The organism is Streptococcus sp. 1004_SSPC (assembly GCF_001069025.1).
Lineage (GTDB): Bacteria > Bacillota > Bacilli > Lactobacillales > Streptococcaceae > Streptococcus > Streptococcus vestibularis.
The window spans coordinates 1-18,710 of sequence record NZ_JWGQ01000002.1 but is presented as its reverse complement, the minus strand read 5'-3'; the positions used below and the strand labels follow the sequence as shown (position 1 = coordinate 18,710).

Genomic DNA, 18,710 nt, shown 5'->3' with positions numbered 1-18,710 from the left:
TAAGTGAAAATAGCTTTTATTATTATTGATGTACAAAATATCTTAGTAGAAACAGGTTTTGAAACACAAAAGCTGTTAGAGAAAATCTCTTATTTACAAGATCAGGCTAGAAAACAGCAGATTGAAATTATCTATATTCAGCATATTGAAACGGAAGAAGCTCTAACCTCGGAAGATTGGAAATTATCGCCACTATTAAAGAGACAGTCTGATGAAAAGGTTTTTCAGAAGCGATACAATAGCATTTTTAAAGAGACTGGATTAAAGGAATACTTGGATCAACAAGGAATTGAGAAACTAGTCTTATGCGGTATGCAGACGGAGTATTGTGTTGATACATCCGTTAAAGTTGCTTTCGAACATGGCTACAAGCTAGTCGTTCCCGAAGGTACTGTTACAACCTTTGATGGAGACGACATTCCAGCAGAAACAATTAATGATTTTTACGAGAACATTTGGGATGAACGTTTTGCAGATGTCTTAGATTACAAAACGATTTTTTAATGAAAGAGGATTAAATGAAAGAAGAATTACTTGAATTGGTTGTCAAAGCTGCTGATGAAAAGCGAGCTGAAGACATTGTTGCCCTAGATTTGTATGGTCTTACTAGCCTAACAGATTACTTTGTTATTTTGAGTGCAATGAATAGCCGTCAGTTGGAAGCTATTGCCGACAACATCCGTGAGAAAGTTAAAGAAGCTGGCCTTGATGCTAGTCACATGGAAGGTGACAACAAGGGTGGTTGGATTCTTTTGGACCTGAACGACGTTGTTGTTCACATCTTTACAGAAGACGAACGTGCTCACTATAACCTTGAAAAACTCTGGCATGAAGCACCGATGATGGATGTGTCAGCCTATTTGGCATAAGATAATGAACTCAGTTGTAGTCAACTGGGTTTTATTTGCTTATTTTAGAAGAAAATTGTTAGAAAGGTGAGAGCGTCGAGTTTGGTTAATGTTGAAGCTGAACACGAACTAAAAGCTGTGAGAAAAAGATAAACTTTCTTTGTATCTAACGATACGGCAGAAAGTTTCCTATTTTCTCTGTGCTTTTGACGCTCTTTGTATCTTAGAAAGGATTTGAACCCGTCCTGTAATCGTCGGAAAATAGACAGCTTTGTCTTGGAGATTCCTCCAAGTCTAAGCTCCTAATTTTCATTTTGATTACGGACGGACTTGGTATCATCATTATGGCTACTTATGAAACTTTTGCGGCGGTCTACGACGCTGTTATGGATGACAGCCTTTACGATTTGTGGACGGATTTTTCCCTCCGTCATCTGCCAAAGACTAAGGATAAAAAGAAATTGCTTGAATTAGCTTGTGGGACTGGTATTCAATCTGTACGTTTTTCCCAAGCCGGTTTTGATGTTACTGGACTTGATTTGAGTGCTGACATGTTGAAGGTTGCTCAGAAGCGTGCGTCTTCCGCCAAGCAGAAAATCGATTTTATCGAAGGCAACATGTTGGATTTATCGCAAGCGGGCAAATATGATTTTGTGACTTGCTACTCAGATTCTATCTGCTATATGCAGGATGAAGTAGAGGTTTGGGACGTCTTCAAGGAGGTTTATAATGCACTGAATGAAGATGGCGTCTTTATCTTTGATGTACACTCAACCTATCAGACGGATGAGGTTTTCCCTGGCTATTCCTACCATGAAAATGCAGAAGACTTTGCTATGCTCTGGGATACCTATGAGGATGCGGCTCCGCATTCTATTGTCCATGAATTAACTTTCTTTGTCCAAGAGGAAGATGGAAGCTTTAGCCGTCATGATGAGGTGCATGAGGAACGCACCTATGAGGTTTTGACTTATGATATCTTGTTGGAGCAGGCTGGCTTCAAATCCTTCAAACTTTACGCCGATTTTGAGGATAAGGAACCGACAGAAACTAGTGCCCGTTGGTTCTTTGTGGCCCAAAAGTAAGAGCCTATGACAGTTACAGGTATTATTGCTGAGTTCAATCCTTTTCATAACGGTCACAAGTATCTCTTGGATCAGGCTGAAGGCGTAAAAATCGTTGCCATGTCTGGGAACTTTGTTCAGCGAGGTGAGCCAGCTATTGTGGATAAGTGGACTAGAGCTCAGATGGCTTTGGAAAATGGGGCAGATCTCGTGGTTGAGTTGCCTTTCTTGACGGCAGTCCAGTCTGCCGATTATTTTGCTGCTGGAGCCGTCGATATCTTGTCCCGACTGGGAATTGATAGCCTTACTTTTGGAACGGAAGAAGTCCTAGATTACCAGGCAATAGCAGATGTCTATGCTGAAAAGTCAGAGGATATGGAAGCTTTTGTAGAAAATTTACAGAGTGACTTATCTTATCCACAAAAGACACAAAAAATGTGGGAAAAGTTTGCTGGTGTGGATTTCACTGGCAATACACCCAACCATATCCTAGGGCTAGCCTATGCCAAAGCTTGTGCTGGTAAGGGCATTAAGTTGAATCCTATCCAGAGACAAGGAGCCGGTTATCATTCCTCAGACAAGGAAGTATCTTTCGCCTCAGCGACGAGTCTACGTCTCCACAAGCAAGATAGCGATTTTGTGGATAAGTTCATGCCCAATAGCAAGCTTTTTCAGACTTCTCCACAGGTCTCTTGGGATAATTATTTCCAATTGTTGAGTTATCAGATTCTTACAAACCCTGATTTGACCACTATTTTTCAAGTTAACGAAGAGATTGCTAGTCGTTTAAAAGCTGTTATCCGCGAGGTGTCTTCTGTGGAGGAACTGGTGGATAAGGTAGCAACCAAACGCTATACAAAAGCACGAGTACGTCGTATTTTGACCTATATCCTGGTCGAAGCTGTGGATAATCCTTTGCCCCAGGCTGTTCATGTGCTTGGATTTTCTCAAAAAGGACAGTCTCATCTCAAATCTGTGAAAAAGTCTGTTGATATAGTGGCTCGTATTGGAAGGGAGCCTTGGGATCTGCTTACACAGCAAGCAGATAATGTTTACCAATTAGGTAACCCCGAGCTTTCCGAACAAAACTTCGGACGCGTACCGATTAGAGTAAAATAGTTTTATAGAAGGTCTACCTCTGGTAGGCTTTTTTACTTTCCGTAAATTATTTTCCAAAAGGTCAAAAAAGATCAAACAAAACCTTTGACCTTTGCTGACTAATAGTGTATGATAGTGTCATAAGGATTTAGCTTCCTTATAAATCTTGCAGTGCTTGCCTAAATACTGGTTATAAAGTTATTTTGGTTTGGCTGCACAAAAATATGACAAAGGTCAAAAAAAGTCAAACAAAACTATTGACTATTACTGACCAATGTTGTAGAATATAAGCATAAGGAAATGAAATCCTTATGAAGGCCGTGTCAATAGCCCATATACCAATAAAAAGGATTGCAGCTAGTCTGCAAAAATTTTCATCTAAAAGGTCAGTAAAAGTCAAAACTAAATTCTTGACCTGATTAAATGAAAGGTATATGATAAAGCTATAAGGAAAAAGGATTCCTTAATGTATAAGTTTCTTTCTGAAAAAGCTATTCATAGTTTTGAAAGAGGCTTGGAAGTTAGCTATATTGAGAGATTCACAGAAAGAAGGTGGCTCTTATGCTAAATGATAATTTATTTAAGACTGTGAAAGTTCTCAGTCTCCTACCAAGAGCAAAACCTGAAATTATTAGAAGAGTAGTTGAAGCTACTAAAAATTTTTAGGGTTTTGGTCAGTAAAAGTCAGAAAATACATTAACATAAAAATAACGTTTAAGAAATTTCACAAGATAACACAAAACGAGGTAATTATATGAACAACAACTTTAACAATATGGACGATCTTTTCAATCAATTGATGGGTAACATGGGTGGTTACCGTTCAGAAAACCGTCGCTACATGATTAACGGTCGTGAAGTGACACCTGAAGAATTTGCTATTTACCGCCAAACAGGTCAATTGCCTGGTAATGAAGGTGAAGCAGTCAACCCAACTCAACAACAAGGTAAAGGACCTAAACAAGATGGTATTCTTGCTAAACTTGGTCGTAACTTGACTGAAGAAGCTCGTGAAGGTAAATTGGATCCAGTTATTGGACGTAACAAAGAAATCCAAGAAGCTTGCGAAATCTTGGCTCGTCGTACAAAAAATAACCCAGTCCTTGTCGGGGACGCTGGGGTTGGTAAAACAGCCGTAGTTGAAGGTTTGGCTCAAGCCATCGTCAATGGTGATGTCCCAGCTGCTATCAAGAACAAAGAAATCATCTCAATCGATATTTCTGGACTTGAAGCTGGTACTCAATACCGTGGTAGCTTTGAAGAAAACATTCAAAACTTGGTAAATGAAGTCAAAGAAGCTGGAAATATCATCCTCTTCTTCGATGAAATCCACCAAATTCTTGGTGCCGGAAGCACTGGCGATGGTCAAGGATCTAAAGGTCTTGCTGATATCTTGAAACCTGCTCTTTCACGGGGTGAATTGACAGTGATTGGTGCGACAACTCAGGATGAATACCGTAACACTATCTTGAAGAACGCTGCCCTTGCTCGTCGTTTCAACGAAGTTAAGGTTAATGCTCCTTCTGCTGAAGATACCTTCAAGATTCTCCAAGGTATCCGTGACCTTTATGAAAAACACCACAATGTTATCTTACCAGATGATGTTTTGAAAGCAGCAGTAGATTTCTCTGTACAATACATTCCGCAACGTAGTTTACCAGATAAGGCTATCGACCTTGTCGATGTAACAGCTGCTCACTTGGCTGCTCAACACCCAGTGACTGATGTGAATGCTGTTGAACATGAAATTGAAGAAGAAAAAGCTAAACAAGAAGCTGCAGCTGCCAAAGAAGACTACGAAGCAGCTCTAAATGCTAAGGTTCGTATTGAAGAACTTGAAAAGAAAATTGCCAACCATACAGAAGACCTTAAAGTCACTGCAACTGTCAACGATGTGGCTGAATCTGTAGAACGTATGACTGGTATTCCAGTGTCACAAATGGGTGCAACTGATATCGAACGTTTGAAAGATATGGGCCACCGTTTGCAAACTAAGGTTATCGGTCAAGATAAAGCCGTTGAAGCAGTGGCACGTGCCATCCGTCGTAACCGTGCAGGATTTGACGAAGGTAACCGTCCAATCGGTAGCTTCCTCTTTGTAGGACCTACTGGTGTTGGTAAAACTGAGTTGGCTAAACAATTGGCTCTTGATATGTTCGGAACTAAAGATGCTATCATCCGTTTGGACATGTCAGAATACAGCGACCGCACAGCCGTTTCTAAATTGATTGGTACAACAGCTGGTTATGTTGGTTATGATGACAATAGCAATACTTTGACAGAACGTGTTCGCCGTAACCCATACTCAATCGTCCTTCTCGACGAAATTGAAAAGGCTGACCCTCAAGTCATCACCCTTCTCCTCCAAGTTTTGGACGATGGTCGTTTGACAGATGGTCAAGGTAACACTGTAAACTTCAAGAATACTGTGATTATCGCAACTTCAAACGCTGGCTTTGGTTACGAAGCTAACTTGACAGAAGATGCTGATAAACCAGAACTTATGGATCGTTTGAAACCTTTCTTCCGTCCAGAATTCCTTAACCGTTTCAATGCTGTCATCGAATTTTCACACTTGAGCAAAGAAGATCTTTCTAAGATTGTCGACCTTATGTTGGTTGAAGTTAACAAGACGCTTTCTAAGAAAGACATTGACTTGGCAGTTAGCGAAGCTGCTAAAGAATACATGACTGAAGAAGGCTACGATGAAGTCATGGGTGTTCGTCCACTTCGTCGTGTGGTTGAACAACAAATCCGTGACAAAGTCACAGACTTCCACTTGGATAACCTTGATGCTAAACACCTAGAAGCTGATATGGAAGATGGTGTCTTGGTTATCAAAGAAAAAGATGCTGAATAAGAAGCATAAAACCTCCTAATCTTATTATGAAGCAGAGATGTTAGTAGACATCTCTGTTTTTTCTTTAAGACTTTCCTTGGGTGCTACGGACGGAAGCGACTTCCGAGTGAGAGAAGCAATAGTGCTTCTCTCACCTTTCGCACAGCGGAAAGTCTTGTATTGTGTATAGCTATGACTTGTATATTTATTCTTAAATATAAAATGAGATAAATTTATTTAAATTATAATAATCTGATAAATAGTTAAAAATATATTCTATTTTCAAGAAAACCTTGACAACGTATATATATATAATGTTTACAGAAAATTAAATTTAGGGGAGATTATGGTATTCGTATTTTAAAGGAGATAAGATGATAAAGGTAGTTTTATGGATTTTAGCTATTTTAATTCTTGTAGGAATAGCGATGTTGAACCCCCTAATTGCAGCTGGTATTGTGATTGCAGGATTGTTAATCCAGTTGTTTTTGAAAAAGTAGGAATGTAGGTGAATCTGAATGAAATTAGTTAAAAAGATATTGAATAAAAAGATAGCTGTATGGATTTACCTAATCGTCTTAGCCTTAATTTTAATATTAGGATTCTGGCTAAAACCAGTTCAGAATATTGAGAATGCTTTATCTCATAATCAGCAAACTGAGACTTATTCTAGTATTAAGCAGATAGAAAAGGTTCATGAAGTAGTTTTACTAAATGTAGAAATTCAAAAAATTAAGACTATTGAGAATAATACAAAGCTATTTGGTAATAAAATTGTAATTCCAGGCTCAGAAAAGCGAGCGATTATTATTCTTAACTATACAGCTAAATTTGGTATAAAGAAAGGAGTTAATATTGAGAGTGATAGGGAACACAATTATAAGGTTAACTTACCTCAATATGAAGTTATTGGTGTTGAGTTAGACAAGGATAAACCTTATAAGTTATATGATACTAGTGGAGGATTACTCAGTGCATCAACCCAAAATGTTGATACTGGTGAGGCTGCTACAAAAGGATTATCAAATAAAGAACAGCAAGGATATTTAAAGGATTACAATAAACTTTTGAATGAATCAGCTGAGAAGTACTACTCTTCAATGATAAAATCCTTGGATCATGAAGCAACAGTAACAGTTCAAAGTAAAAAATAAATTTTAGGAGAAAATATTATGAAAAAGTTAATCACATTTGTTCTTTTGATGTTCGTTGGTATCGGATTAGTGGGGTGCCAAAATGATAGTAAAAAGTCAGAGGGAAATCCAAAGGTAAAACAATCAAAGGTTCATACTGCTAAATCAGAACCTTTCCAAAAACTTATTGATAGTTCTAAATCTACGGATGAAATTTATGCTACTGATGATATTACTGTAGGTGAAAAAGGTGATGTTAAGCCTGGAATATATGATATTGAAGTTACGGGTGGTTCAGGAAATATTTTTGGTACAAGAAAATCTGAGGATGGACTACATATAAACTTTGTTGCTGGTACAGCTGGAAATGTTGGAAATTATGCTTCAAAGATTAGACTTATTTTATTTGATGGAGATACTTTACAATTACAAGACATTTCCAAAGTAAAATTCAATGCAGTAGCTAAGGAAGTTGAACCAAGTAATGAACTTGGTCAGGGAGAATTTATTGTAGGCAGAGATATTAAGGAAGGAACGTATAAATTAAGCACTAACGTTAATCTTGACCCACAATTTAATAATCTCGGTTGGGATGTTACTATCGAAGATTTGGATTCAAACACATCAAAGAGTCAAGAATACAATCCAGGAAATACAGATGTCGTTGTTAAATTAAAGAAAAATCAAGTCCTAAGTATTAATTATACTGGATATGATGAGTCAACAAAGGCTGATGACGCTAAATTGATTTTTACAGAATACAAGTAATTGTCGATTTTTCATCAGTAAAAAAGGTAAGTAGCATAGGCTACTTACCTTTTTTCTTTATCCTCACTTTGATATTTTTTCAAATGTTCTTGGATGATGCTAAGTCGAGGTTCTAGGTCTTTTTGGAAGATACGTGTTTTATAGATGAGGTCTTGTTTGATGTCATCAAGCACAAAGTTTTGTTCCTTGATGATGTCAAGGTTGCGTTTGATTCTGTCCAGATCGTGAGAGATATTTTCTCGTGATTGTTTGAGGTCTAGGATTTCCTCTTTGATGTCTTCACGTCGTTTATAGGCGTAGTAGGCACCGTAGGCAAGGGTTCCAAGAGCTAGAAAGCGTCCGAGTTTCATTCTGTTACCTCTTTAGCAATGCTGTCAGCAAGGTCGACCAAGGCAGCGAAGTCTGGTTCGTGTTCGTCAAATCCCATGTGGATACCATCGTCTGCACCGTAACGAGGAACGAGATGAATATGAGCATGGAAGACGGTTTGTCCAGCAACTTCTTCGTTGTTATTAAGGATATTCATGCCGATTGCTCCAGTTGCTTTTTGCACGGCACGAGAAATTTTTGGAACACGGCTAAAGACAGTCTCAGCGGTTTCAGCAGACATTTCTAAGATGTTACGAACGTGCTCTTTAGGAATAACCAAGGTATGTCCTTTTGTAGCTTGTGAAATATCGAGGAAGGCTAGAACCTTGTCGTCCTCGTAGACTTTTGATGAAGGGATTTCTCCAGATATAATTTTACAGAAAATACAATTATCCATAATAACGACCTTTCCATGAGTTTTTGTTATAATAGATTATATCATACCAAAGAGAGAAAAGATAATGCTTAAATTAGAAAAGGTGACGGGTGGTTACGCTAATATTCCCGTCCTAAAAGATGTGACTTTTGAGGTGGCTGATGGTGAATTGGTTGGTCTCATTGGTCTTAATGGTGCTGGGAAATCAACAACAATTAACGAGATTATTGGTCTCTTAACACCTTATGGGGGACAGATTGTCATTGATGAGTTAACGATTCAACAAGATCCAGCTAGCTATCGTCAGAAGATTGGCTATATTCCTGAAACGCCAAGTCTTTATGAAGAATTGACGCTTCGTGAACATTTGGAAACGGTGCTGATGGCATATGGCCTTGATGTTACAGAGGGAATGGCACGTGCGGACAAGTATCTTAAGCTTTTTCGCTTAGATGAAAAGTTGGACTGGTTCCCGACTCAGTTTTCAAAAGGGATGAAGCAGAAGGTCATGATTATCTGTGCCTTTATTGTTGGTCCAAGTCTTCTCATTGTTGATGAGCCCTTCCTAGGTTTGGATCCCTTGGCGATTTCTGATTTGATTGAACTTTTGGCTGAGGAAAAGGCTAAGGGAAAGGCGATTCTCATGTCGACTCACGTTTTGGATTCGGCTGAGAAGATGTGTGATCGCTTTGTGATTTTGCACCATGGACAGGTCTTGGCACAAGGGACTCTCGAGGAGCTCCGTCAGACTTTTGGCAACGATAGTGCTAGTCTTAACGATATCTATATGCAGTTGACTAAGGGAGAATTGTCATGATAGCTGAGCTTTTTAAGGAGCGTAGCAGACGATTCACTACCCGTTGTGCCAAGTATAGTCGCTATGTCTTTAATGATCATTTTATCTTGGTTCTTCTCTTTCTGCTAGGCTTTGTCTTGGTTCAGTATAGCCAGTTGCTGAAGCATTTTCCAAAGAATCCGTGGGCAATCATTCTTGGCTTGCTTGTGCTTTGTCTGCTATTACCTTTCTGGGGGAATATTGCGACTTATTTAGAACCTGCGGACAAGCACTACTTGTTGGTTAAGGAAGAAGAAGTGATAGGTCATATTAAGAAGGTAACAGGGCGTGCTTTTAGATTTTGGGTGCTCATTCAGACCTTGATTTTTATCTTGGTCGTCCCACTCTTTTTTGCCTTGGGCCTTCCAGTTTGGGGAGTTATTCTCATTGCTGTGGCTATGGCTATTCTTAAGTATTTTATTTTCCAAAAGAAAGCACAACCTTTTTATAAACAGTCTGGCCTGAACTGGACTGAGGCTATTGAGGCGGAGAATAAGCGCCAACAATCGATTTTGAAGTTCTTTTCACTCTTTACCAATGTTAAGGGAATTACGTCGAGTGTTAAACGCCGTGGTTATTTGGATAGTGTTCTTAAACGTACAAAGAAAGACAAGAAACATACTTGGTACAACCTTTACCTAAGGGCTTTCTTACGTTCTGGAGATTACTTTGCTTTGAGTTGTCGTCTCTTTGCTTTGTCTCTTTTGGTTATCTTTTTGGTTCCTGAAAAATGGCTGGCTATGGTGCTTGTGGTTGTTTTTGACTACCTCTTGCTCTTCCAGCTAACAGCACTAAAATCACACTTTGCTTATCAGAGAATGGCTAACCTTATGCCAGTTGGAAAAGACATGCAGGTGAGCAATCTTAAGCGCTTGATTACTCAGATTGTACTTGTGCTGACTCTGGTCCAGGCTATTTGCCTCTTCGATCTTAAGTTTAGCCTGATTTTAGTTGGAATTATGCTGGTTTTGAGCCTTGTTTACCTACCAGCCAAGCTTAAGAAGATGATTGACTAATACCTATCAAATAAGTTAAAATAGAAGCAAATTACTAAAGAAAAAGGAGATGCCTAGGTGACATCAACAGATAAAGATTTGAGCCTGACTCCTCTCAAAGGAAATAGTGGTAAGGCCTATATGGGGACTTATCCAAACGGAGATCGTGTCTTTGTGAAGATGAATACAACACCAATCTTGGCAGCTCTTGCCAAGGAACAGATTGCGCCCCAGCTCCTGTGGGCTAAACGTCTGGGAAATGGTGATATGATGAGTGCACAGGAGTGGCTTGATGGTCGTATTTTGACCAAACATGATATGAATAGTAAACAGATTATCCAAATTCTTGGTAATCTGCACCGCTCTAAACACTTGGTTAATCAGCTCTTGCAGTTGGATTATCATATTGAGAATCCTTTTGACCTTCTGCACGAGTGGGAGGAAAATGCTGCTTATCAATTGCGTGAAAATAGCTTCCTTCAAGATGTTGTTAGAGATTTGAAACGTCATCTTCCAGAGTTTCGTGCAGAGATTGCGACCATTGTTCATGGCGATGCTCGTCATAGTAACTTTGTTATTACAACCTCAGGATTGATTTATTTGGTTGATTGGGATTCTGTACGTCTAACTGACCGTATGTATGATGTGGCGCAGATTCTTAGCCATTACATTCCATTGGCACATTGGCCACAGTGGTTGTCATATTATGGCTATAAGAACAATGACCTTGTGATGGACAAGATTTACTGGTATGGGCAATTTTCATACTTGACACAAATTTCAAAATTCTTTGATAGCCGTGATATGGAACATGCCAATCGAGAAATTTATGAGCTGCGTAAGTTCAGAGAGACCTTGCACAGATATTAGAAAGTAGACATGCGAGTTAGAAAACGTAAAGGTGCAGAGGAACACCTAGCTAATTATCCTCAGTATGTTATCCTTGAGCCAGAAGCTGCTAAAGGTAAATGGCATCAGCTTTTTGGTAATGACAATCCTATCCATATTGAGGTGGGTTCTGGTAAGGGAGCCTTCATTACTGGAATGGCTCAACAAAACCCTAATATTAACTACATCGGTATTGATATCCAGTTGTCTGTTTTGAGTTACGCCTTGGATAAGGTTTTGGCCTCTGGTGCTGAAAATGTCAAACTCTTGCGTGTGGATGGATCTGCCTTGACCAACTATTTTGCGGACGGTGAAGTGGACATGATGTATCTGAATTTCTCAGATCCATGGCCTAAGAGCCGTCACGAGAAACGCCGTTTGACTTACAAGACTTTCCTAGATACTTATAAGCAAATATTGCCTAAAAATGGAGAGATTCACTTTAAGACCGATAACCGTGGACTTTTCGAATACAGTTTGGCGAGCTTCTCACAGTATGGAATGATTCTCAACAAAGTTTGGTTGGACCTTCATGCTAGTGATTACGAAGGTAATGTTATGACTGAGTACGAGCGTAAATTCTCAGAAAAAGGTCAAGTCATCTATCGAGTAGAGGCTCAGTTTAAAGATTAAATATTTGGTAAATAGGATGAAAAAATAGCGATTAGCCACAAATAGGCTAATCGTTTGATATGGAGAGGTCGCATAGAGGCCGAGTGCGCACGCTTGGAAAGCGTGTAGTCCTTAACGGGGCTCGGGGGTTCGAATCCCCTCCTCTCCTTTTAGAAATAGACAAAAGATCCCTTCTATCATAGAAGGGACCTTTTTGTTGTCGTTATTCGAAAAATCTTCCTAGTCCCAAGGAATCTGAATTCCTGCTATCCAACCAGTACAGAGGGCGCTAGTAATATTAAAGCCACCGGTATGTGCATTGATGTCAAGGACCTCTCCTGCAAAGTGTAGATGAGGGACTTTTTTACTTTCTAGGGTCTTAGGATTAATCTCCTTGAGGTCTATGCCACCTTTGGTTACAAAGGACTTAGCAAGTGACATTTTGCCTGTAATTGGAATTTCCATCTCCTTGAGTTGACTGATAAGCTTTTCCAAATCTTTTGGATGGAGTTGTTTAATCTTGCTATCTGCCTTATCTCCTGCTAGAAATTCAGCGACACGTTCAGGCACTAGACCTTTGAGAGTGTTTTTAACAGATTTCTCGCGATTTTCCTCAAAGTAGGTCTTGAGATTTTCTTGGCTATGGTTAGGAAGAAAATCTAGATGGGATATTTCACCTCCTTTGACAAAGCTAGATAAACGTAGGGCAGCCGGTCCAGATAGGCCAAAATGTGTGAAAAGAAGGTCATGAGTAATCTTGTGTTTTCCATAAGACAGTGTGACATCGTCAAGAGAAATTCCCTGTAAAGCTTTATGTGGAAAGTCGGTTAAAAGTGGACTTTCTGCAGCTTCAAGATCAGTAACATGAAGTTTGAAATGTCGGGCGATATCGTGACCAAAACCAGTTGAACCTGTTGATGGATAAGATTTTCCCCCAGTTGTGACGATGAGTTTATCACTGGTAAAAATCTGGTCTGCAGACTTAACCTGAAAATGTTCATCGACTTTTTTGACAGAGACAACTTCTGTATTGGTGAGTATGCTAGCACCAAGTTCCTGAATCTTATTTTCTAGAGCTTGGATGATGGTCCGTGATTTATCTGTCTTAGGGAAGACACGTCCGTGATCCTCAACCTTAAGTTTGACACCATTGTCCTCGAAAAAAGCAATGATATCGTGGTTATCAAATTGTGAAAAGACGCTATAGAGGAAACGGCCATTACCTGGAATACCTGCTAGAAGATCGTCTAAAGTCCCGTTGTTAGTAACATTACAACGTCCACCACCAGTACCAGCCAGCTTCTTTCCGAGACGTTTGTTTTTTTCAATTAGAAGGGTTTGTTGGCCATAGAAGGCTGAGGCAATAGTCGCCATCATGCCAGCAGGACCCCCACCAATAACGATAGTATCAAAATGTTTCATGCCTTTATTTTAGCATAATTTAAAAAGGGAGAATAGTTTGTAAATGGTCAGTTTTTTTAGATAATTTATGTTAGAATAGGAGTAGAAGTTTAAATTAGAATAGTTATTAACTATGGAGGAAAATATCGTGTCTGAAAATAACATGAAACACCGTTCTTCTGTCTACGATAGCATGGTTAAATCACCTAACCGTGCCATGCTTCGTGCGACTGGGATGACGGATGATAGTTTTGAAAAGCCTATTGTTGGGGTTATCTCAACTTGGGCTGAGAACACACCATGTAATATCCACTTGCACGGTTTTGGTCAAATTGCCAAAGAAGGTGTTAAAGACGCGGGTGCTTGGCCAGTTCAATTTGGTACGATTACTGTTGCAGATGGTATTGCGATGGGGACACCAGGGATGCGTTTCTCATTGACATCTCGTGATATCATCGCTGACTCAATTGAAGCAGCTATGGGTGGTCACAACGTCGATGCCTTTGTTGCTATTGGTGGTTGTGATAAGAATATGCCTGGTTCTATGATTGCCATTGCTAACATGGATATTCCAGCGATTTTTGCCTATGGTGGTACCATTGCACCAGGTAACCTTAACGGTAAGGATATCGACTTGGTTTCTGTTTTCGAAGGTATCGGTAAATGGAACCACGGTGATATGACCGCAGAAGAGGTTAAAGATCTTGAATGTAATGCCTGCCCTGGCCCTGGTGGTTGTGGTGGTATGTATACTGCCAACACAATGGCGACAGCAATCGAAGTAATGGGAATGAGCCTTCCAGGATCATCATCTCACCCTGCAGAATCAGCTGAGAAGAAAGCAGATATCGAAGAAGCAGGTCGTGCAGTTGTTAAGATGCTTGAACTAGGTCTTAAGCCATCAGATATCTTGACACGTGAAGCCTTTGAAGATGCCATCACTGTCACAATGGCACTTGGTGGTTCAACAAATGCGACACTTCACTTGCTCGCTATTGCTCATGCAGCTAACGTTGATTTGACACTTGAAGATTTCAACGATTTTCAAGAGCGTGTGCCTCACTTGGCTGACTTGAAACCTTCAGGTCAATATGTCTTCCAAGATCTTTACAATGTTGGTGGTGTACCAGCCGTTATGAAATACCTTCTTAAGAATGGTTTCCTTCACGGTGATCGTATCACATGTACTGGTAAGACTGTTGCAGAAAACTTGGAGGCCTTCGATGATTTGACACCAGGTCAAAAAGTCATCATGCCGCTTGAAAATCCTAAACGTGCTGATGGTCCATTGATTATCTTGAAAGGTAACTTGGCTCCAGAAGGTGCGGTTGCCAAAGTATCAGGGGTTAAAGTTCGTAACATCACTGGTCCTGCTAAAGTATTTGACTCAGAAGAAGACGCCATCGAAGCAGTTCTTTCTGATGAAATCGTTGATGGCGACGTAGTTGTTGTACGTTTTGTAGGTCCTAAGGGTGGTCCTGGTATGCCAGAAATGTTGTCATTGTCTTCAATGATCGTTGGTAAAGGTCAAGGGGATAAGGTTGCCCTCTTGACAGATGGACGTTTCTCAGGTGGTACTTACGGACTCGTTGTTGGTCACATTGCTCCTGAAGCTCAGGTTGGTGGACCTATTGCCTACCTCCGTACAGGTGATATGGTTACAGTTGACCAAGATACCAAAGAAATTACGATGCACGTTTCAGACGAAGAGTTGGCGAAACGTAAAGCCGAAACTGAGTTGCCACCACTTTATAGCCGTGGTGTCCTTGGTAAATACGCTCACATCGTTTCTTCAGCGTCACGTGGTGCCGTTACCGACTTCTGGAACATGGATAAATCAGGTAAAGCCTAATGAAATGATATAAAACAAAATCACACCGGACATTTGTTCGATGTGATTTTTTGATATTAATTTTTAAGACAGTTGTTGGCAGTATGGTGACAAGTAATGGTTTTCCTTTTATTTTCCGCCTCGAGGTGAGATACCAAGAGCAATACGTCCATAACGACTGATACGTGTCATCTTCCAGACTGGTGAATAAGTGGTTTCCACCTTGACAGAGTTAATACCGTCAATGGATTTTAGCTTTTCAGCGATTTCATAAGGCATAGTCTCTTCACAGCCACAACCAGTATCAGTAAAGGTCATAAGGAAGTAGCAGTGGCCATTTTCATCGACGGTGATTTCATAAATCAAACCAAGGTTATAAATATCTAGCTCAATCTCTGGGTCGAATACAGTGGTCATTTGTTCGATGATTGGCTCTAAAAAGGGCTGGGCCAAATCATTGACCTTAATATCATCACGGAAGTTTTTCATAGGACTCATTCTTTCTATTTTGCTTTTGTTTATTATGGCATAATTTAGGGCTTTTTTCAATCTCGGATGGCAATATGAGGCTTTAGTAAGCGAGTAAAGTAACAATAAAAAAACTCCAACAGTCAAACCGTTGAAGATAATGTGATTGATGCTTCAATATCAAGTCGTTTTGCAACCAAGGTTGCTCGAATGCCATCAAAAATTGGAGCAAGAATGAAAATCTCAAACCTTGTGGAATTGTTCCCACCATTCCTAGATACAACAGATCTGATACCGACAAAACCCAATTTGGAAGTACCGATTGTTTAAGTCAAAGACTTTCCTTCTATATACATTTATACCCACACATAGTTAACCAAAAGCTTAGCTTCCTATCAAGTCAATTGTTTGAAGAGTGAAAGGAAAAAAGTCCTTCAGATATCCAGAATAACTAGTCAAATTGACAGAAAGGAGTGATTGTGATATTCTCATAGTGAGACATTTCAAGAGAAAATGAGGCTATTATGAGTATTGAAAAGACAGTCAGCGAGATTGCTGAAATCCTTGGTGTTAGTCGTCAAGCAGTCAATAATCGTGTCAAACAACTTCCAGAAGAAGATCTAGAAAAAAATGCTAAAGGAGTTACTGTCGTTAAACGCAGTGGCTTAATTAAGTTGGAGGAAATTTACAAGAAAACCATCTTTGATGATGAGCCAATCGATGAAGAAACAAAACAACGTGAGTTGTTGGAGATTCTTGTAGACGAGAAAAACTCTGAGATTGCCCGTCTGTATGCTCAGTTGAAGGCTAAGGACGAGCAGTTGTCTAACATGGATGACCAATTGCGTGTCAAAGACGTTCAAATCGCCGAAAAGGACAAGCAAATTGATCAACAACAGCAATTGACCTTGACTGCTATGAAGGACAAGGAAGAGCTTAAACTGGAACTTGACGAGGCTAAGGTTGAGGTTGACGAAGCCAAGGCCCAAGTGGAAGAAATCCAGACCAAACAAGAAGAAGCTTCTAAAAAAGGTTTCTTTGGACGTCTATTTGGAAAATAAAAAAGAAGCTGGGACTCAGTCTCAGCTTTAACTATTGTAGGAGATTAAAATGGAAAATTTAGAAACTTATATTGCCTTTGATTTGGAGTTTAACACGGTGGATGGGGTTAGTCATATTATCCAAGTATCGGCTATTAAGCTGAATCAGCATGAGGAAGTGGACCAGTTTGATTCTTTCGTCTATTCGGATGTTCCTTTGCAATCCTTTATCAATGGTTTGACTGGAATTACAGCGGATAAGATTGCCAAGGCACCAAAGCTAGAGTCTGTTCTGGCGGAGTTTAAATCATTTGTTGGTGACACTCCACTTATTGGCTACAATGCTCTTAAATCAGATTTGCCTATTCTAGCTGAAAATGGTTTAGACTTGGAAGAACAATATGCTTTAGATGTTTTCGATGAGGCCTTTGACCGTCGTGCTTCTGATTTGAACGGTATTGTTAACCTCAAGTTGACTAGTGTGGCAGATTTCTTTGGAATCAAGGGACACGGTCATAACAGCTTGGAGGATGCTCGTATGACCGCACAGATTTACGAGAAGTTTCTCGAATTAGATGAGAATGCCAAACTTTTGGAGCAACAGGAAGAAGTAAGTAACAATCCTTTTGCTGCCTTAGGTTTGGGTGGCCTTTTCGACTAGGGCTTTACAGAAGCTGTAAAGGGTGTAAAGAGTGATGGCTAACTTTTTCTGTAAGAAAAGAAAATCCTCTAGGGTTAGGGCTTGCATATTACCTTGCGTTATAAGGTAGAATCTAGGTATCAAGGGTGGTCAAGGTCCTCCTTTGATAGAAAATCTTAAAAGGAGGTGACTGAGATGTCTCAGTTTTCAACAGGAGAGTTGGCTAAGGCAGCAGAAGTGTCTGTTAGGACTGTCCAGTACTATGATCAGCGAGGTATCTTGACGCCGTCTGAAGTCACAGAAGGTGGTCGGAGAATCTATCACGAATCAGACTTGGAACGTCTGCAAGTCATTTGTTTCTTAAGAGATTTGGACTTCTCAATCAAACAAATCAAGAAACTCTTGCAAGAGGAGAATAGGGAACAGGTTTTAGAGCTTTTGTTGACAGACCAAATCGAGAGTTTAGAAAAGTCTTCGAAGGAAATAGAGGTTAAACTAAAACGTGCCCGTTACTTGCAAAAAGTTACTGTTAAACGGCATCAACTTTTGCTGGAAGATTTGTCAGACATTTCACGTCTTATGGAAAATCAAAAATCATGGCGTCATTTGCAGTTGAGAGTGTATGGGAGTGTCGTTCTAACATCCCTTCTTTATCTGATAGGCCTACTGATAGTTATTTATTATTTTAAGGATCCGAGAGGTTTGTTTATTATCTGCCCTGCATTTTTAATAGCCATAAATTTAGTGGTGTTTCACTATAGAAAGCAGTTTGAATACCTATGTCCTAACTGTCATAGGACTTTTGAGCCTAGTTCTAAAGAGTTTGCTCTTGCCGGACATACACCAAGGACTCGGAAACTGACTTGTCCTCATTGTCATGTGAAAACCTACTGTCTGGAGTTGGCTAAGAGTCAAACAAAATGAGTTTTCGAACATAAAAAAACGCTTGGACTGGTACTGCACCCATAAAATGAGACACAAGAAAACACTCCTGTGAATTCTGGTAAACTAGAAACAGGAGTGTTTTGTTATGTTCAAAAAAGTATATTCAGTAGAAACTAAGCTAGCCTGTATCGAAATGAAGAAGGTGGCTAAATCAAATAAGGTTATCATGGATACCCTCGGTATCAAAAATGCTAGTCAGGTGAAGACCTGGTGGCGATGGTATCAGAATGATGAATTGTACCGTTTCCACTAACCTGTGGGGAAACAATATACTTATGGTAAAGGGATGGAGCAGTTATCTGAAGTGGAAAAGTATCAGAGCTTGGTAAGAGAATCGACAAAGTAAGTCTTATCAAGCTAGTGGAAGAGTAGAAGAAAACGTGCCCTGTATCTATTATTTTAGAGTGTTTCGGTGTCAAACGGTCGACCTTTTATCGCTGGAAACAGTAGTGTAAGAATTCTCAGAAAAGAGACGACATAGCAGACAAAATCGAACAACTCTGTATAGAAAATCACTTTATTTATGGCTATCGAACCATCACTCGCTTGCTCAAGAAAAT

22 protein-coding genes and 1 tRNA gene are annotated in these 18,710 nt (G+C 39.7%); 19 read left to right on the top strand and 4 right to left on the bottom strand.

Going from position 1 to position 18,710, the window contains the following annotated elements; translation table 11 throughout:
• Positions 1–3: 3 nt before the first annotated feature.
• From ADF62_RS00115 to ADF62_RS00085, 8 genes are all read left to right on the top strand, one after another.
• Positions 4–504, top strand: a complete 501-nt coding sequence (locus ADF62_RS00115; protein ID WP_048787811.1) for a cysteine hydrolase family protein — start codon at positions 4–6, stop codon at positions 502–504.
• Between the two features lie 14 nt (positions 505–518).
• Complete coding sequence (gene rsfS / locus ADF62_RS00110) at positions 519–869, top strand: ribosome silencing factor (RefSeq protein WP_003093907.1); 351 nt, start codon at positions 519–521, stop codon at positions 867–869.
• A 323-nt stretch (positions 870–1,192) separates the two neighbouring features.
• Complete coding sequence (locus tag ADF62_RS00105) at positions 1,193–1,933, top strand: class I SAM-dependent methyltransferase (protein ID WP_338131581.1); 741 nt, start codon at positions 1,193–1,195, stop codon at positions 1,931–1,933.
• Between the two features lie 6 nt (positions 1,934–1,939).
• Complete coding sequence (locus ADF62_RS00100; protein ID WP_048787809.1) at positions 1,940–3,031, top strand: nucleotidyltransferase; 1,092 nt, start codon at positions 1,940–1,942, stop codon at positions 3,029–3,031.
• 733 nt (positions 3,032–3,764) lie between these two features.
• Positions 3,765–5,870 (top strand): AAA family ATPase, encoded by a 2,106-nt coding sequence (locus tag ADF62_RS00095; protein WP_048787808.1) that lies wholly within the window; start codon positions 3,765–3,767, stop codon positions 5,868–5,870.
• Positions 5,871–6,223: 353 nt separating this feature from the next.
• Entirely contained in the window at positions 6,224–6,349 is a 126-nt protein-coding gene (locus tag ADF62_RS11635; RefSeq protein ID WP_275043063.1) for a hypothetical protein, read from the top strand.
• 18 nt (positions 6,350–6,367) lie between these two features.
• Positions 6,368–7,003: a DUF4230 domain-containing protein gene (locus tag ADF62_RS00090; RefSeq protein ID WP_048787807.1), complete on the top strand. Its 636-nt coding sequence runs from the start codon at positions 6,368–6,370 to the stop codon at positions 7,001–7,003.
• Between the two features lie 18 nt (positions 7,004–7,021).
• On the top strand, positions 7,022–7,750 hold the full coding sequence (locus ADF62_RS00085) for a hypothetical protein (RefSeq protein ID WP_048787806.1): 729 nt from the start codon (positions 7,022–7,024) through the stop codon (positions 7,748–7,750).
• 44 nt (positions 7,751–7,794) lie between these two features.
• On the opposite strand, the gene ADF62_RS00080 is transcribed toward ADF62_RS00085, so the two are convergent.
• Positions 7,795–8,100: a hypothetical protein gene (locus ADF62_RS00080; RefSeq protein ID WP_048787805.1), complete on the bottom strand. Its 306-nt coding sequence runs from the start codon at positions 8,098–8,100 to the stop codon at positions 7,795–7,797.
• A complete protein-coding gene (locus ADF62_RS00075; RefSeq protein ID WP_048787804.1) occupies positions 8,097–8,516 on the bottom strand; it encodes an HIT family protein in 420 nt (139 codons plus the stop codon). Before ADF62_RS00075 ends, ADF62_RS00080 begins: the two co-directional genes overlap by 4 nt.
• A 64-nt stretch (positions 8,517–8,580) precedes the next feature.
• On the opposite strand from ADF62_RS00075, the gene ADF62_RS00070 reads away from it, so the two are divergent.
• The 5 genes from ADF62_RS00070 to ADF62_RS00050 all read left to right on the top strand — a co-directional run bounded on the left by ADF62_RS00070 (position 8,581) and on the right by ADF62_RS00050 (position 11,994).
• Positions 8,581–9,312 (top strand): ABC transporter ATP-binding protein, encoded by a 732-nt coding sequence (locus ADF62_RS00070; protein WP_048787803.1) that lies wholly within the window; start codon positions 8,581–8,583, stop codon positions 9,310–9,312.
• Complete coding sequence (locus ADF62_RS00065; protein WP_414716187.1) at positions 9,312–10,346, top strand: ABC transporter permease; 1,035 nt, start codon at positions 9,312–9,314, stop codon at positions 10,344–10,346. The genes ADF62_RS00070 and ADF62_RS00065 overlap by 1 nt, the downstream gene beginning before the upstream one ends.
• Positions 10,347–10,403: 57 nt before the next feature.
• Entirely contained in the window at positions 10,404–11,195 is a 792-nt protein-coding gene (gene ccrZ / locus ADF62_RS00060; protein WP_003094706.1) for a cell cycle regulator CcrZ, read from the top strand.
• A 9-nt stretch (positions 11,196–11,204) separates the two neighbouring features.
• Complete coding sequence (gene trmB / locus ADF62_RS00055) at positions 11,205–11,846, top strand: tRNA (guanosine(46)-N7)-methyltransferase TrmB (RefSeq protein WP_048787801.1); 642 nt, start codon at positions 11,205–11,207, stop codon at positions 11,844–11,846.
• Positions 11,847–11,907: 61 nt separating this feature from the next.
• A tRNA-Ser gene (locus ADF62_RS00050) sits at positions 11,908–11,994 on the top strand.
• 71 nt (positions 11,995–12,065) lie between these two features.
• On the opposite strand, the gene ADF62_RS00045 is transcribed toward ADF62_RS00050, so the two are convergent.
• Positions 12,066–13,247, bottom strand: a complete 1,182-nt coding sequence (locus ADF62_RS00045) for an NAD(P)/FAD-dependent oxidoreductase (RefSeq protein WP_048787800.1) — start codon at positions 13,245–13,247, stop codon at positions 12,066–12,068.
• Between the two features lie 112 nt (positions 13,248–13,359).
• Here ADF62_RS00045 and ilvD point away from each other — a divergent pair, with 112 nt between their 5' ends.
• Complete coding sequence (gene ilvD, locus ADF62_RS00040) at positions 13,360–15,078, top strand: dihydroxy-acid dehydratase (protein ID WP_002891655.1); 1,719 nt, start codon at positions 13,360–13,362, stop codon at positions 15,076–15,078.
• A gap of 108 nt (positions 15,079–15,186) precedes the next feature.
• On the opposite strand, the gene ADF62_RS00035 is transcribed toward ilvD, so the two are convergent.
• The gene (locus ADF62_RS00035) at positions 15,187–15,546 is read right to left on the bottom strand and encodes a metal-sulfur cluster assembly factor (RefSeq protein WP_048787799.1); all 360 of its coding nucleotides are present in this window, start codon (positions 15,544–15,546) and stop codon (positions 15,187–15,189) included.
• A gap of 141 nt (positions 15,547–15,687) precedes the next feature.
• On the opposite strand from ADF62_RS00035, the gene ADF62_RS10940 reads away from it, so the two are divergent.
• From ADF62_RS10940 to ADF62_RS11055, 5 genes are all read left to right on the top strand, one after another.
• A complete protein-coding gene (locus tag ADF62_RS10940; RefSeq protein ID WP_156517372.1) occupies positions 15,688–15,855 on the top strand; it encodes a hypothetical protein in 168 nt (55 codons plus the stop codon).
• Positions 15,856–16,049: 194 nt separating this feature from the next.
• Positions 16,050–16,586 carry a DUF536 domain-containing protein gene (locus tag ADF62_RS00030; RefSeq protein ID WP_002884601.1) on the top strand — a complete coding sequence of 179 codons (537 nt, stop codon included), beginning with the start codon at positions 16,050–16,052 and terminating at the stop codon, positions 16,584–16,586.
• A gap of 49 nt (positions 16,587–16,635) precedes the next feature.
• Entirely contained in the window at positions 16,636–17,226 is a 591-nt protein-coding gene (locus ADF62_RS00025) for a 3'-5' exonuclease (RefSeq protein ID WP_048787798.1), read from the top strand.
• Between the two features lie 174 nt (positions 17,227–17,400).
• Positions 17,401–18,129: a MerR family transcriptional regulator gene (locus tag ADF62_RS00020; protein ID WP_048787797.1), complete on the top strand. Its 729-nt coding sequence runs from the start codon at positions 17,401–17,403 to the stop codon at positions 18,127–18,129.
• A gap of 106 nt (positions 18,130–18,235) precedes the next feature.
• Positions 18,236–18,403: a transposase gene (locus tag ADF62_RS11055; protein ID WP_082162566.1), complete on the top strand. Its 168-nt coding sequence runs from the start codon at positions 18,236–18,238 to the stop codon at positions 18,401–18,403.
• Positions 18,404–18,710 lie beyond the last annotated feature (307 nt).

Excerpts from the sequence above, each read along its gene's own strand:
- trmB (WP_048787801.1), top strand. The coding sequence starts at position 11,205 with ATGCGAGTTAGAAAACGTAAAGGTGCAGAGGAACACCTAGCTAATTAT.
- ADF62_RS00105 (WP_338131581.1), top strand. The coding sequence starts at position 1,193 with ATGGCTACTTATGAAACTTTTGCGGCGGTCTACGACGCTGTTATGGAT.
- ADF62_RS00100 (WP_048787809.1), top strand. The coding sequence starts at position 1,940 with ATGACAGTTACAGGTATTATTGCTGAGTTCAATCCTTTTCATAACGGT.
- ADF62_RS00045 (WP_048787800.1), bottom strand. The coding sequence starts at position 13,247 with ATGAAACATTTTGATACTATCGTTATTGGTGGGGGTCCTGCTGGCATG.
- ADF62_RS00025 (WP_048787798.1), top strand. The coding sequence starts at position 16,636 with ATGGAAAATTTAGAAACTTATATTGCCTTTGATTTGGAGTTTAACACG.
- ADF62_RS00075 (WP_048787804.1), bottom strand. The coding sequence starts at position 8,516 with ATGGATAATTGTATTTTCTGTAAAATTATATCTGGAGAAATCCCTTCA.
- ADF62_RS00035 (WP_048787799.1), bottom strand. The coding sequence starts at position 15,546 with ATGAAAAACTTCCGTGATGATATTAAGGTCAATGATTTGGCCCAGCCC.
- ilvD (WP_002891655.1), top strand. The coding sequence starts at position 13,360 with ATGGAGGAAAATATCGTGTCTGAAAATAACATGAAACACCGTTCTTCT.
- ADF62_RS11055 (WP_082162566.1), top strand. The coding sequence starts at position 18,236 with ATGTTCAAAAAAGTATATTCAGTAGAAACTAAGCTAGCCTGTATCGAA.
- ADF62_RS00020 (WP_048787797.1), top strand. The coding sequence starts at position 17,401 with ATGTCTCAGTTTTCAACAGGAGAGTTGGCTAAGGCAGCAGAAGTGTCT.
- rsfS (WP_003093907.1), top strand. The coding sequence starts at position 519 with ATGAAAGAAGAATTACTTGAATTGGTTGTCAAAGCTGCTGATGAAAAG.
- ADF62_RS00090 (WP_048787807.1), top strand. The coding sequence starts at position 6,368 with ATGAAATTAGTTAAAAAGATATTGAATAAAAAGATAGCTGTATGGATT.
- ADF62_RS00080 (WP_048787805.1), bottom strand. The coding sequence starts at position 8,100 with ATGAAACTCGGACGCTTTCTAGCTCTTGGAACCCTTGCCTACGGTGCC.
- ADF62_RS11635 (WP_275043063.1), top strand. The coding sequence starts at position 6,224 with ATGATAAAGGTAGTTTTATGGATTTTAGCTATTTTAATTCTTGTAGGA.
- ADF62_RS00095 (WP_048787808.1), top strand. The coding sequence starts at position 3,765 with ATGAACAACAACTTTAACAATATGGACGATCTTTTCAATCAATTGATG.
- ADF62_RS00030 (WP_002884601.1), top strand. The coding sequence starts at position 16,050 with ATGAGTATTGAAAAGACAGTCAGCGAGATTGCTGAAATCCTTGGTGTT.
- ADF62_RS00085 (WP_048787806.1), top strand. The coding sequence starts at position 7,022 with ATGAAAAAGTTAATCACATTTGTTCTTTTGATGTTCGTTGGTATCGGA.
- ADF62_RS00070 (WP_048787803.1), top strand. The coding sequence starts at position 8,581 with ATGCTTAAATTAGAAAAGGTGACGGGTGGTTACGCTAATATTCCCGTC.